We start from the raw sequence: 13,614 nt of genomic DNA, 5'->3' as shown, positions 1-13,614 counted from the left end.
TGCTAAGTGTTTATGAGTTAAATAATTCATATCGGTAAGTCGTTACATTTTGAGAAAATTACTATGACAGAAGCAATATTTCAACCGGCTAATAAAGCTTTTCGACAACAAGTGATTGAAAGCTTTAGCCGACAACAAGTCATGAAAACGATCAACGTAAAACTTCTCAGCGTAACGCCGGGGAAAGTTGAATTAGAATTTCCTTATCAGACTGAACTCACTCAGCAGCACGGATTTATTCATGCCGGTATTGTTTCAACCGTGGTTGATAGTGCCTGTGGTTATGCCGCATTTTCGCTAATGCCAGAGAATGCTGCAGTATTAACGATTGAATTTAAAGTTAATCTATTGGCTCCTGCCAGGGGAGAGCATTTTGTGGCTGTTGGCCAGGTAAAAAAGCAGGGGCGAAATATAACGGTGACTGAAGGAGAATTATTTGCCTGCACTGATAATGAAAGAAAATCTGTTGCCTCCATGGTTGGTACTATTATGGCTGTCTATGATCGCGAAGGGGTGAGGAACTAATCACACTCTTTTTAAAGTACTTTATTAATGGATTTCATTTTGAATTCACCTGCAATAAAAATTGAAATCGATTAAAATAGCGAACTCACAATAAAAAATCATTGAGAGTATGATGGTTAGTGCTCTCAAATGTATAAAAATATTTCGTTTACAAAGGCAATCGGATTGATAAAGGAAAATATATGAAAATTTGGGTAGACGCAGACGCATGCCCCGTTGTCATTAAGGAAATATTATTTCGGGCGGCTGATCGTACCGAAGTTCAGCTGACATTGATTGCTAATCAATTTATCAAAGTTCCACCATCGCGTTTTATTCGCTCATTTCAAGTAACACAGGGTTTCGATGTGGCCGATAATGAAATTGTTAAGCGGGCAGGTGAAGGGGATTTAGTGATTACCAGTGATATTCCACTTGCAGCAGAAGTTATCGAAAAAGGTGCGAGAGCATTGAGTCCTCGCGGAGAATTATTTTCTGCGGACAATATAAAATCTCGTTTAAATATACGTGATTTTATGGATACTATGCGGGCCAGCGGTATCGATACCGGTGGTCCACCACCACTGAGCCAAAGTGATCGCAAAAACTTTGCCGATCATCTCGATAAATTTTTAGCAGAATATGTCAAAAAGAGGTAATCTGTCTCATTCAAGCTACGTCATCGCAGTTAGTTGTTTGGAATACTCATTTGAGCAAAATGGAGCTATAGAATGAAACCGACATTCAAAGCGGGCAAAAATATTGCCATGAAAGTGCCTTCTCACGAATATGAGAAAACTGTTGCTTTTTATCGAGATATTTTAGGATTCAAAATTAGCGACGCATCGTCACCGGACAGCTTTGAGTCTATCGCGTTTGAATTTGGCGATAAAAATCTGTGGATAGATAAGATTAACGGAATCAGTCAGGCGGAAACCTGGCTTGAAATTGAAGCGGACAACATCGAACAAGCAAAAAAATATTTTGACGAATTGGGCGTCACCCGGCGAGATGAAATAGAACCGCTACCGAAAGAATTTAATGGGTTCTGGATTGCAAACCCGGCTAATATTATCCACTTGGTGATATAAACATTTGAATTAGCAGCGGAGGTTTATTCATGTTAATTCGAAATTAATAGCTAGTACCCAAACTTACCCGATTTAACAAGTTTCAGTTTGAACTTCTACATCATATAGAGGACTGGTATATGTCTGAATATACGGCGAAAATCACCTGGCTAAGAAATCAACAAGAAAAGTTTTCTGATAACCAATACAGCCGTGGCCATCGTTGGCAATTTGACGGCGGAGCAGAAGTGGCTGCTTCATCTTCTCCACATGTTGTTCCATTACCTTATTCCGTTGAAGCGAATGTTGATCCTGAAGAAGCCTTCATCGCGTCTTTGTCCAGTTGTCATATGCTGTTTTTTCTTTCCATTGCTGCCAACAGAAAGTATGTGATTGATGAGTATGTCGATAGTGCGATTGGTATCATGGAAAAAGACAACGACAATAAAGTTTCAATGACAAAAGTCACTTTGCGGCCGCAAGTTAAATTTTCCGGGGACAGGCGACCAACTTTGGAGCAATTGGAAAAAATGCACCATCAGTCTCATGAACAGTGTTTTATTGCTAATTCAGTAAAAACAGAAGTGGTAACAGAAATTATTTATTTGAACGATTAGTGAACAAAATTCTCAAAGATTCCTGGTTCAGGAAATTCTTGAGGCGAATTATTTATTACAGCGAATAACAGGAGATTTCATTTGGAGTTAAATTTTCGCAGTGCAATTGAAACCGATCTTCCCCATTTGGTGAGTATGTTAGCTAATGATGATTTGGGTGGTCAGAGAGAGGATACCTCTGACCCCATCAATCATGCCTATGTTTCGGCGTTTAATTCTATTAGCAAAGATCCGAATAATAAATTGGTAATTGCTGAAAATGGAAAGCAACTGGTTGGTATGCTACAGCTGACCTTTATTCCAAATTTAACGCATACCGGATCATGGCGTTGTCTCATTGAAGGCGTACGCATTCATCAGGATTTTCGTGGGCAGGGGCTAGGGACAAAATTGTTTGAATGGGCCATTAACCGAGCCAAAATAAAAGGCTGCAATATTATCCAGTTGACCTCCGATAAACAGAGACCTGATGCCATTCGGTTTTATGAAGAGTTGGGTTTCGTGGCGTCTCACGAAGGTTTAAAAATGAAATTGGTGCGCTGATAAAATATTAGGGCGTGTTGCTCTTTCGTTCTTTGAGATTGCCGAGGTCATTCTTATTTCGGTCAATGCGACTTACTCCAATAATAACCAAAGTCATGCCGATAGCCATAAGCGTCGAAATTTTTTCGTCAAGCAGCCACCAGGCTAATAATAAGGTAATGATTGGACCGAGTGTACCGATGTTAGCGGTGTTGGTTGCGCCAATTTTGGCGATCGCTGCGGTCATTAACAGGCTTGGTAAAAGTGTGCACAAAATGGCCATCAATGCTGTGTATAACCAAACACGATCAGACAGCTCCGCAAGTACCGAAAAGGGATTTGTAAAAGCGAAGTGAGCGAATGTCATTATGGCTGCCGCAATGCCTGCTAAACCAGTCAGGCGTCGTATACCTAATCGTTTTATTGAAGCACTTGCACCCAGGTAATACAGTGCAAAAGAAAAGCCGCTTAGAAATACCCAGCCGACGCCTCGCCACACATTTGAAACGGTCTGTTGTTGATGCAAATCGTGCCCAAATGCGGCGACTAGTCCAAGGTAGCAAATAACAACACCGAAGATTGTTTTACGGCTTGGACATCTTCGATTCCAGATAATATCGATAAAAAGGACAATGGTTGGATAGGTAAACAGTACCAGTCGCTCTAGTCCCGCTGAAATATAAGTGAGGCCGACAAAGTCAGTCCAGCTGGCGAAATAATAGCCGCAGAAGCCTAGCCAGATGACCATTAACAGATTTCTAATGCTGTCTTTGAAATTATCATCAGTGATACCGGTTGGTGAGCGGTCGCGTTTTCGTCTTAAAGGAATCGCCAACCAGATAAAAAATGGCAGTGCGATTAGCAATCGAAGAGTTTGGAGAGTGATAGCATCAATTTCAGCTTCAGCGTACACCAGTTTGACTATTACAGCTTTGGCAGAGGCGGTTAATGCAGCAAGTATCGCCAGTAAATAACCGTTATTTCGCACCCAGACGAAAAGTGAATTGAGTTGGATTGGCCATATACTGATTTCGCTATTAGCGAAGCTACGTTTCATTTAATCTGGCTCTTGATTGAGTTAATTGCCATATGCTGCTATTTTAGCGGTAAGTTTTTAACTTATCCTTACCTCATTCATTAATAAGCCTTCGCCTATGACGAAACCTCCTGGGTTTGAATTATTTGACTTGAGACTATATGTCGCAATTGTGGAAACAGGCAGTTTGAGTAAAGCGGCTGAGCGATTGCCACTGGCACTGTCGGCAGCCAGCGCCCGTTTGAAAACCTTGGAGTCACGTCTTGGCTTACAGTTATTAAAACGCGGCTCACAGGGAATGAAAGCAACCAATGCCGGTGTGTTGTTTTACGACCATGCGTTGCGATTACTCCAGGCAGCCAATGACGCGCAAAAAGGCATGGAAGCCTTATCAGGTAAAGGCAGAATACGATTAAAATTATTTTGCAATACCACCGGATTAAGCACTGATTTAACCTCACAGTTGGGAGAATTCTTACGTCTTAATCCAGGCGTTGATGTGCAGTTTGAGCAACATGCCAGCCGAGATGTGCTTAAAGCCGTTTCCTCAGGAAAAGCGGATATTGGTGTTGTAGATGGCGATTATAATAAACGAGACCTCTTGTATTTGTTGTTTCAGCGTAACAAGCTGGTTGTAATAGCACACCATTCAAGCCCACTGGCAAACGCCGAAAGTTGTCGATTTAACGAATGGCTTGCGCAACCCCTGATTGGGTATTATTCCGATAGTTCGTTGCAAAAATTTTTGGAAAAAATGGCGACACTTGCCCATTTACCAGCAAAGTTCCGAGTGACCGCACCTAACTTTAATGCCGTTGCCCAGTTGGTGGCGCAAGATATTGGCGCTGCCATTGTGCCGCGCCCATTAGCTCTCAATTATGCCAGTTCATTACCAATTTCGGTTATCGAGCTAAATGAACCCTGGGCAACGCGCGAATTGCATATTTGCGTGCGACCGCAGGTTGATACAACGATGCCGGCAATACGACTGGCCCGCTATTTGGCCGGACTCAGCGAAAATGATGTTCGCTTTTAGGCGTGCTGATAGCGTGGCTCAGGTCTTTGTTTTTGCTCTCATTCAGCGACTTGCTTAACCGGCTCACCAGAAAATGAAGGCCGCTTGAGGTTTTTAGAAACAAGGTACAAAAAGACCGTCAAAATGATCAGAACGCTAGTTAACTGGTAGAGTACCTGACCGCTGTAATAGTCAATTAACAGACCTCCTGCCAGGGGCGCTGCGGCATAACCCAGTGAGTAAAATGATGTCGCGCCGAAATAACTGCCCCTCAGGTGTGAAGGCGCTAATTGATCAATTTGAATGTTCATGGTTGGAAATAAAATCGCTTCACCGAGACTCAGCACAAACATAGCCGCTATCCAGCTCCAATAACCATCAGTTGGGCTCAACGCGAACATAACCTGAGAAGCAAATAACAAACTAAGCCCGACGTAAATTCGATTGTTAATCGCCATATGTTGCATCAGGTGTAATAACGGAAACTGAAACAAAACAATAGTGACTGAATTAGTCACCACCAGAACGGTTATTAAAGTGACCAGCCCTGGGGTATTGGCCTGGGTCAAATATTGAATTAACGAAGAATCCGCGTGTGCATAGACAAACATGACAATCAAATTGGCGACGATCAAAACCAGGAACAGATGATCCTGTGACAACAATTTGATCGTTTGCTTCATATTATGCTCACTGATTTTTTGCCGTTTTAACAAATGCGCATTCTGGTTAAACCCCCAATACATTCCTGCTGTAAGCAAAAAATAGGCGACTGCTGTAATAAGAAATGTTTCCTGCTGTGTAGTCAGACCCAGACTGATGCCGATCAGGGGACCAATAGCCCCACCTGCGTTGGTTAGAAAATAGGCAGCCTGCAAAGCCAGTTCTCGATCTTTTGCATCAGGTAACAAGTCTCCGATTAATGCTTTGCTGGTAGGCTCCCATAACGCTCTACTGGCTGAGCTAAGTGCAATTGCTACTACGTAAATCCACACTGAATTAGCCACCGACAAAGTGACAAAAGCAATTAAGCCGAGCAAGCCGCCTGATAACATAATCAGTCGACGGCCAAATCGATCAGATAAATTACCGACATAAAAACCGATTCCTGCTGAAGCAATGGCCGAGATGCTTAAAATAAGGCCGATATCAGTCGCCGATAATGAGAATTGACGGTAAAGGAGCACCGCTAGAAACGGCCAGACCATAAAATAGCTTCCACGGGTGATAAAAGTCCCGATCAGATACAACCAGATTAAACTTGGGAACCGTTTAAGTCTTTGAAACGATAGCGTGTTTTCCATATGCTCTCCTTTTCCGATCATTATTATTAATTGCTAACAATTTAGATGAGTTTTTATATAAAGTAAATTGTTTATATATTTAACTATAAACTGGATAGAGGGACGCTATCAAATAAAAATTACGGGCTCAAATAACTGAATTTTCTGAAAATAATCATAACTTTCAGGTTGTTGACAATGATCGGGTTGTCCGGTTGTTGTTGCCAGATAATTTAAAAATATTACCGCCCTGGAAAGAGTGACGTAGAATACGTTTTAACTAAAGTTATAGGTTTTCTGATTGGCGATGCTTAGCTTATATTCTAATTTTAATGCCGTTTGTGGACAGAAAGTGTTGATGTTGCTGCACGATAAGTCGCTAAAGTTTGACTATCACAGCGTTAACTTAAGGCAAGGAGAACAGCACAAGTCGGAATTTGTTAAGTTAAACCCTAAAGCGCAAGTTCCAGTGCTTGTGCATGACGGGAAAGTTGTGGTTGAGTCTTCGGAAATTTGTTTGTACCTGGAAAAGATGTTTCCTCAACCCAGTTATTTACCAGTTTCTTTAAGTGAGAGATCGGCGATGAGAAAGTGGATGAGATATATCGATGAAATCATTCATCCTGCTTGTAGCGTGCTGACCTGGAGTGTTGCCATTCGGCCTAAAATGCTGGAAAAAACGCCGCAGCAACTAGATGCTCACTTTCAGTCGGTGCCCGATGAAAATAGAAAATTACGGCAGCGCCGAGCGATGAAGCTGGGCCTCGAATTACCGGAACTCAAACAGTCGATTGAAAACCACAGGCTCCTGTTGAATAAAATGGAACAACAGTTGTTGCAAACCGATTTTTTAGTGGGTAGCCAATTGAGCCTAGCTGATTTTTGCGTTTTGCCATATATTGTTCGGCTGGAAATGTTGAGTTGGGAATTTTTGTGGCAAGATTGCAAAGGCGTTTCCGGGTGGCTGTTAAAAATGCAAAGCAGAAAGTCGTATTTAAAATCGTATCATCACCTGTACCCAGAAGGCTTTATTCAGCAGTGGCAAGCTCATGGAAAGCAAGCGGCCCAAGCACTCACTCTGGAATGAGAGTTTCGAAGAAAAATATAAAAGGTAAAGTGAAATGGAACTGATTTTGATGGTTATCGGCGCCTCAATATTTGGTATTTTAGGTACCTTACACTTGTTGCTAACTTGTTTTAGCAATCAATTTGAAGCCTATGATCCGTCCGTCACTTCGGCCATGAAAAATACCTCTCCCAAACTGACCAGAGAAACTACATTGTGGGATGCCTGGGTTGGTTTTAATGTAAGCCACAGTCTTGGTGCAATGTTGTTGGCAGCATTTTATATCCCTTTAGCGATTTGGCATGCTGAGGTTATCAGGGGATCGTTCTGGTTCTCGGCTTTGCCTGTATTGGTTGGGCTGTCATATCTTTATCTGGCTAAGAAATATTGGTTCAAAACTCCTTTTATTGGAATTTTAATATCGACTTTATGCTTTATCGGTGCTTTTGTGCTGGTGATTCAAAGATGAGTCAATTAATGTCAAGTTGCTTAAATTTAAATTCTCTCTCCATTAATTTTCAACCGGGTGAAAGCAACAAGCGACCTTTTGTGTTTGTTCATGGCAATACGCAAAACGATACCTGTGGTAAAGCCATCATCGAATTTTTCAGGCTTCGTGGCCATACAACTTTATCCTATGATTTACCGGGGCATGGTGATTCGAAGTTGGATAAGGTGGATTATCGATTTGCTGACTTAATCGATCTCAACTATCGAGTTTTAACACTATACCAGTTGCACAACCCGATACTGTGTGGCCATTCGCTTGGTGGGATGATACAGGCAGGTACTATTGCTCAGTTTAAGTTAAGTGCTGCCAGTTTGATTCTGTGTGGTAGTTTTGATGGTAACCCGATACTCGAAGAAAAAAGGCTTCAAGGTGATCAAGGTTCAACTATTGAGCAGTCTTTGAATGACTATGTTGCCGAGAGCAAACAGCTGTTTGAAGCGCAATTTAAATATGATTATTTTGCAAACCGGCAATTATCTGACGATCTGGTCGAAGTCATTAATCGGCGCTATACCCAACCTGACGCAAATGCAGCCAACCTGAAAACACTAGGGAGTTTTAGTGCGAGAGCTGAGCTAGTTGATATGGCTATTCCAATTTTGATATTACATGGCGTTGAGGAAACCGTTATTCCCAAGTCTTTGATCGATACAATGGCAGCACACTATAAAAAAATCCGACTCGCCTGGTACGAAGGTTATGGACATAATGCATTCTACCAGGCACCCGAGTTGACTAATGATTACTTAGCTCAATATTACGATTTTATTAATCTTCTGAATTCGTGATAAGTAGACTTGACTAGTTCTGACCCTAAGACAGGCGGTTGCAATCTGATAGGCGAGACTGAATAAAGTTTTTTTCATTGTCACTTTGAGTTAAAGTCAGCGCTCGTTCATAGGCTTGTTTTGCTAACTCAAACTGTTTGTCTTCAAAGTAGAGACCGGCTAACGATGTGTAAAAGTGGCGGTAATTCTTTAGCGGTTTTTGCAGGTAAATAACTTCTTCGATCGCACGGCTCATATTGCCGGATTTAGCTAGCGCGATGGCTGCATTCAATTTGATCACTGGATTGTCCTCCAGCGAAATTAACACGCGATACAGTTCATAGATTTGTCGCCAGTCGGTATCAGCTTCGCTCGCGGCATTATTATGGAGTGTTGCGATGGCTGCTTGAATAGCGTAAGGAGTGCCTTTGCCGATTCTGAGCGCTTTTTCAACCAGTATATTAGCTTCCTGAATGTTGGCCTGTTTCCATAACCGGCGATTTTGATCGGAAAGTAAAATCATTCGGCCTTGTGCATCTGTTCTAGCAGGAGAGCGAGCATCTTGTTGTAAAACGAGTGCAAGTAAGCCTATGACTTCAGCGTCATTCTTAATGCAGCCATGAAGTAAGCGCGCTAGTCGGATAGCTTCTCTGCAGAGGTCGTGACAAATTAAGGTATTATTCTCTGTGGTGAAATAGCCCTCGTTAAAGAGCAAGTAAATGGTTTTTAGCACTGCCGATAGTCGCTGTGGCCAATGTTTTTGTGCGGGGATCTGGTAACTGATATTGTTCGCGCTAATTTTCTTTTTAGCGCGTAATAGCCGCTGTTCTAATGTAGTTTTATTGATCACCAGCGCGTTGGCAATCTGATTAACGCTAAGTCCTAAAACGTGTTTTAATGCCAGCGATATTTGTGTCTGTTGATTGAGTGCTGGGTGACAACAGGTAAAAATAAGGCGTAGTAAATCATCGTTGTAGGAAAGCAATAGTGCTTCTTCGCTAAGATCGGGCAATACATGCGGCTCATCGAGCATTTCGAGTTGAAGCTGTTTTTGGTTGCGTCTGTAGAAATCAATGTACCGATTTTGCGCGACTTTCACTAGCCAGGCAACCGGGTTTTCAGGTTGTTTTGCCGGCCAGTTTAACAGAGCTTGCTCAACAGCCGTTTGTAAAAACTCTTCCGCGTAGTGAATGTCCTTGATGATGCCGATCAGTTTTGCCAGTGCCTGCGGATAAGAAGACTGGATAATGTTATTAATCATTGAGTTGGTTGATTAGCAAAATAAAAAATGATCGCTCCAGAAAGTAGAGTTTCCTAAAATAACAGTTTGAAACATGATTGTTAAGGCATTGAGTTATTTTCCGTGAAATGACACAGCATAACCTGTTTGTCTGCCGTCCTTTATCAATGATTGATATCAGTGGTAGCAGAAACAAACAGGTTGTTGACACAGTGATTACTGGTTGTCAGAGATTACTGCTTATTAGAGACTATTGGTTATCAAAAACCATAATCGGTCTTACTTCGATGCTGCCGTACTCCGAACTTGGAATTTTAGCGGCAAGTTCTATTGCTTCGTCCAGAGATTCACACTCAAGCAAGTAGTATCCACCTAATTGTTCTTTGGTTTCTGCAAAGGGGCCATCAGTAATGACTGTTTCGCCATTTCTAACTCGAACCGTCGTCGCAGTATTAGTTGGCTGGAGCGCATCGCCTGTCACTAATTTTCCTGCTTCTTTTACATTTTCGGTAAAACTCATATAACCTTGAAAAATTTTGCCGTTTTCTTCGTCGCTACGAGTTGTCATTAAAGATTCTGTTTCGTAAATTAAGCATAAGAATTGCATGTTGGCTCTCCAAAAGTATTGTTAATTAAATTGTTTTGCTGATTAGAGCATAGAACATATCGAGCAAACTCTAAATTAAGCAAGTGTTAAATTAAAGATAACCAGATCGGTTTTTTGTTCTGGTATGTTTATAGGACGAACGGCAATCGATGAAATCGACAATTAATTTAAAATTATTTTGAGCACTTCTCATTTTGTTATTTTTGCTATGGGATGCAACAAAAGCAACGATCAATAAACTTGCATGTTAACGCTTGTGTAGATATAACAAGAGCATAATGCCAGTGAGTAAATAGTGATGTTTAAAGAAAAAATCAAAGAACCTGAAGTGATCATGAGTATCTGTGCCATTTTTCTCAGTTTATTGGCTGTTGGAGTGGCTTTGTTTGAAGCAAATATTGCGAGAAGCCAACAGAAGTCTTCGGTTTGGCCTTATCTTGAGGTGTTGGGCTCAAATATTAATGGCACAAGTTGGCGTGTTTCGAACAAAGGCATAGGTCCAGCAAAAATCAAAGATGTGAAAGTGACTGTAAACGGAGCACCTATTAGAAGTTGGAAGCAATGGTTAGTATCTTTGGATTCTGATTTCGCCTGGCCATTTACGCAATCGACACTCAATGGCAGAGTGGTGTCACCGGGAGAATCAATCGGCTTCATTAAGCTGAACCCGAAAGCGATAGAAAAGTTAAAAGAGCTGATTAAAGGTGGCGTCCAGATAAAGTATCAAATTTGTTATTGTTCGGTTTATCAGGATTGTTGGGTTACTCAGAGTATAGACTCTCAACCCGTTAATTCGTGTAAAAAGAGCGAGACCTCCTTCCAGCACTAAAAGTGTTGCCATGGATTAACAGGCATAAATCGGTTAAAAGTAGAGTTGAGTTGCCACGCCTAATTGGTTAAACGGTAAAGGGCATAAGAAAAACTACCGGTTTTTTTGTATTTTATCGATTCCCACTCTTTCTCAGGTGTATATTCAGACGCCTGACTTTCCTGTTCGACATAAACTAACCCATCATGATTTAGATGAGGTTTTAAATCTCGAAGCGTATCTTTTAACAGCCCTTTGCCAAAAGGTGGATCAAGAAACACCAGATCAAATTTTTGCTGATTGGTTTTTAAAAAGCGATGGCTATCAAGTTGGATCACCTTGATGTTACTAGTGTTGAGTAATTCGCTATTACTTTTTAAGTCGCGCACTACCTTGGCACTCCGCTCGACCATGGTAACCTGTTTGGCGCCTCTGGATATCGCTTCAAACCCAAGCGCACCACTACCCGCGAAAAGATCAAGACAGTTAGCGCCATAGATGTCTTTGGCCAACCAGTTAAATAGCGTCTCACGGATTCTGTCCAGAGTAGGTCTTAAACCTTCCACGGTTGCAAACCTGAGTTTTCGGCCGCGCATTTCACCACCGATAATTCTTACGATACCATTGCTTTGGTTGCTTTTTCTTTGCTCTGGCGGTTTTTTAGGCTTGGATTGCTGCATCAATAATCTAGGTTAAGTGTTGTCTGTAAATGTCGTATTTTGCGCGAGTTCGGTCTGATTGCTTTATATCAGTGCTAATCGGGCTTGAGTAAACCATCACCCTGTTATTGTAATGCTTGCAGTCCCATCGATAAACCGCTAATTTGTTTATCTCACCGTGACATTTAAATCGAGATCCTTAATTCGATTCTTGGGGAAGGCCTATGAAACTATTTATTTCGAGCATTATTTTCTTCATTCTTGCGTCTCCGATAAATGCTAAACAACAAGCTGCTGTGGCAATGCCAGATCGCTTTAGCGCTGAAATAGCAGAGCAAGTGTTGAAGGAAGGTGGTAATGCCGTTGACGCTGCCATTGCAACCGCTTTTAGTCTGGCGGTGACATTACCCGAGGCTGGGAATATCGGTGGTGGTGGATTTATGTTGATCTATAAGGATAAAAAGGCTCAGTTTCTGGACTATCGCGAAGTTGCACCTTTGACCGCACATCGTGACATGTATCTCGACAAAAACGGTGAGGTGATCGAAAACCTTTCGTTGATCGGCGTGAAATCTTCTGGTGTTCCCGGAACTGTTGCAGGAATGTGGCAAGCCCATAAAAAATACGCCAATTTATCCTGGAAGAAGCTTTTGGCGCCAGCGATTGAGTTAGCCTCGCAGGGATTTATTGTGCCAAAACATCTGGCCGATGAAAAAGAGCGAGTAAGCAAAATTTTTGCCGGTAAAAAAGGGATTAACTTTGAAAAATATTTTTCACAATTAAAAACGGGCGCACTGTTTAAGCAGCCAGAGCTAGCTGAAACTTTAAGGCGTATTGCAGAGCATGGTCCTGATGGTTTTTATCGCGGTAAGACGGCGCAATTAATCGTAGAGCAAATGAAAAAGAGTGGGGGGCTAATTAGCAAACAAGACCTCGATGAATATCGTGCGGTTTGGCGTGAGCCGGTGAGTAGTGATTGGAAACATTATCAAATTATCTCTTCACCACCGCCAAGCTCGGGAGGGACTGCAGTTGTTCAACTACTAAAAATGAAGCAATTATTGGAAAAACAGTTTTCCGGCGTTCCACATAACTCGCCGCAATACATTCATTTGCTTGCGGAAATTGAAAAACGAGTTTATGCAGATCGAGCGAAATATATGGGGGATCCTGGATTTCTTGAGGTGCCTGTCTCTAAAATGGTTGACTCGGATTATCTAAAACGCCGCGCTGACGAAGTGAATCCTGATCGAATTTCAATTTCTGAAAAAGTTAAACCAGGTCTTAAGGAAAGCACTCAAACGACTCATTATTCGATTATCGATCAGTGGGGAAATGCGGTCTCTAATACTTATACTATTAATCTTTCCTTTGGTAGCGGTTTGGTCGTCGAAGGTGCGGGTTTTTTACTTAACAACGAAATGGACGATTTCAGCGCCAAACCCGGCGTACCGAATGCATTTGGTGTGGTGGGCGGAAAAGCGAACGAAATTGCTCCGCGTAAACGTATGCTATCTTCAATGTCACCGACTATTTTATTGGAAGGGGAGCGGGTAAAAGTTGTGGTGGGCTCTCCTGGTGGTTCGACTATAATCACCTCAGTATTCCAGACCCTTGTAAACCTGATTGATTTTAAAATGTCACCGCAAAATTCGGTCGACGTCAGCCGCGTGCATCACCAGTTATTGCCTGAAAATGTCATCTATTTTAATCCTGAGCTACCGACTAAAACGACACAAAAGCTGCAGGATATGGGCTATCAATTGGAAGAGAATTATCTCGGCGATGTTCAATTGGTTGTCAGGCAAAAAAATGGGCTAAGTGCAGCAGCCGATGCGCGCGGAAGAGGCGAGTCTCGAGTGATTAATTGGGACTAATTATTTTAAGTAACTTTATGTTTTATAATGGT

Annotated in this window: 16 protein-coding genes; 11 read left to right on the top strand and 5 right to left on the bottom strand. The window is 41.9% G+C overall.

Going from position 1 to position 13,614, the window contains the following annotated elements:
- Positions 1-63: 63 nt before the first annotated feature.
- The 5 genes from FLL46_RS06465 to FLL46_RS06445 all read left to right on the top strand — a co-directional run bounded on the left by FLL46_RS06465 (position 64) and on the right by FLL46_RS06445 (position 2,734).
- A complete protein-coding gene (locus FLL46_RS06465) occupies positions 64-525 on the top strand; it encodes a PaaI family thioesterase (RefSeq protein WP_142892676.1) in 462 nt (153 codons plus the stop codon).
- 182 nt (positions 526-707) lie between these two features.
- Positions 708-1,163, top strand: a complete 456-nt coding sequence (locus tag FLL46_RS06460; RefSeq protein ID WP_142892675.1) for a YaiI/YqxD family protein — start codon at positions 708-710, stop codon at positions 1,161-1,163.
- Between the two features lie 72 nt (positions 1,164-1,235).
- The gene (locus FLL46_RS06455) at positions 1,236-1,595 is read left to right on the top strand and encodes a VOC family protein (RefSeq protein WP_142892674.1); all 360 of its coding nucleotides are present in this window, start codon (positions 1,236-1,238) and stop codon (positions 1,593-1,595) included.
- A 119-nt stretch (positions 1,596-1,714) separates the two neighbouring features.
- Positions 1,715-2,191, top strand: a complete 477-nt coding sequence (locus tag FLL46_RS06450) for an OsmC family protein (protein WP_142892673.1) — start codon at positions 1,715-1,717, stop codon at positions 2,189-2,191.
- An 81-nt stretch (positions 2,192-2,272) separates the two neighbouring features.
- Positions 2,273-2,734: a GNAT family N-acetyltransferase gene (locus FLL46_RS06445; RefSeq protein ID WP_142892672.1), complete on the top strand. Its 462-nt coding sequence runs from the start codon at positions 2,273-2,275 to the stop codon at positions 2,732-2,734.
- Positions 2,735-2,741: 7 nt separating this feature from the next.
- Here FLL46_RS06445 and FLL46_RS06440 read toward each other — a convergent pair whose 3' ends face one another.
- The gene (locus tag FLL46_RS06440; RefSeq protein WP_142892671.1) at positions 2,742-3,770 is read right to left on the bottom strand and encodes a DMT family transporter; all 1,029 of its coding nucleotides are present in this window, start codon (positions 3,768-3,770) and stop codon (positions 2,742-2,744) included.
- A 97-nt stretch (positions 3,771-3,867) separates the two neighbouring features.
- Here FLL46_RS06440 and FLL46_RS06435 point away from each other — a divergent pair, with 97 nt between their 5' ends.
- Positions 3,868-4,785 carry a LysR substrate-binding domain-containing protein gene (locus FLL46_RS06435; protein WP_142892670.1) on the top strand — a complete coding sequence of 306 codons (918 nt, stop codon included), beginning with the start codon at positions 3,868-3,870 and terminating at the stop codon, positions 4,783-4,785.
- 38 nt (positions 4,786-4,823) lie between these two features.
- Here the strand turns inward: FLL46_RS06435 and FLL46_RS06430 are convergent, their stop codons facing one another.
- Positions 4,824-6,068 (bottom strand): MDR family MFS transporter, encoded by a 1,245-nt coding sequence (locus FLL46_RS06430; protein ID WP_142892669.1) that lies wholly within the window; start codon positions 6,066-6,068, stop codon positions 4,824-4,826.
- Positions 6,069-6,354: 286 nt separating this feature from the next.
- Between FLL46_RS06430 and FLL46_RS06425 the strand changes: the two genes are divergently transcribed.
- The 3 genes from FLL46_RS06425 to FLL46_RS06415 are packed head-to-tail and all read left to right on the top strand — an operon-like array spanning position 6,355 to position 8,412.
- A complete protein-coding gene (locus tag FLL46_RS06425) occupies positions 6,355-7,134 on the top strand; it encodes a glutathione S-transferase family protein (RefSeq protein ID WP_142892668.1) in 780 nt (259 codons plus the stop codon).
- Positions 7,135-7,168: 34 nt separating this feature from the next.
- The gene (locus tag FLL46_RS27315) at positions 7,169-7,582 is read left to right on the top strand and encodes an LIC_13387 family protein (RefSeq protein ID WP_210418612.1); all 414 of its coding nucleotides are present in this window, start codon (positions 7,169-7,171) and stop codon (positions 7,580-7,582) included.
- Positions 7,579-8,412 (top strand): alpha/beta fold hydrolase, encoded by an 834-nt coding sequence (locus FLL46_RS06415; RefSeq protein WP_168204074.1) that lies wholly within the window; start codon positions 7,579-7,581, stop codon positions 8,410-8,412. Before FLL46_RS27315 ends, FLL46_RS06415 begins: the two co-directional genes overlap by 4 nt.
- Before the next feature lie 25 nt (positions 8,413-8,437).
- Here the strand turns inward: FLL46_RS06415 and FLL46_RS06410 are convergent, their stop codons facing one another.
- Complete coding sequence (locus FLL46_RS06410; RefSeq protein ID WP_142892666.1) at positions 8,438-9,652, bottom strand: RNA polymerase sigma factor; 1,215 nt, start codon at positions 9,650-9,652, stop codon at positions 8,438-8,440.
- 229 nt (positions 9,653-9,881) lie between these two features.
- The gene (locus tag FLL46_RS06405) at positions 9,882-10,238 is read right to left on the bottom strand and encodes a YciI family protein (RefSeq protein ID WP_142892665.1); all 357 of its coding nucleotides are present in this window, start codon (positions 10,236-10,238) and stop codon (positions 9,882-9,884) included.
- 298 nt (positions 10,239-10,536) lie between these two features.
- On the opposite strand from FLL46_RS06405, the gene FLL46_RS06400 reads away from it, so the two are divergent.
- Positions 10,537-11,067, top strand: a complete 531-nt coding sequence (locus FLL46_RS06400; RefSeq protein WP_142892664.1) for a hypothetical protein — start codon at positions 10,537-10,539, stop codon at positions 11,065-11,067.
- Between the two features lie 59 nt (positions 11,068-11,126).
- On the opposite strand, the gene rsmD is transcribed toward FLL46_RS06400, so the two are convergent.
- Positions 11,127-11,726, bottom strand: a complete 600-nt coding sequence (gene rsmD, locus FLL46_RS06395; RefSeq protein WP_142892663.1) for a 16S rRNA (guanine(966)-N(2))-methyltransferase RsmD — start codon at positions 11,724-11,726, stop codon at positions 11,127-11,129.
- A 203-nt stretch (positions 11,727-11,929) separates the two neighbouring features.
- Here rsmD and ggt point away from each other — a divergent pair, with 203 nt between their 5' ends.
- Positions 11,930-13,582, top strand: coding sequence for a gamma-glutamyltransferase (gene ggt, locus FLL46_RS06390; RefSeq protein WP_142892662.1), 1,653 nt, complete (start codon positions 11,930-11,932; stop codon positions 13,580-13,582).
- The last annotated feature ends 32 nt before the right edge of the window (positions 13,583-13,614 follow it).

The sequence above is a fragment of the Aliikangiella coralliicola genome, from assembly GCF_007004725.1.
GTDB classification, from domain to species: domain Bacteria; phylum Pseudomonadota; class Gammaproteobacteria; order Enterobacterales; family Kangiellaceae; genus Aliikangiella; species Aliikangiella coralliicola.
This window is presented reverse-complemented; position numbering and strand designations above follow the sequence as displayed.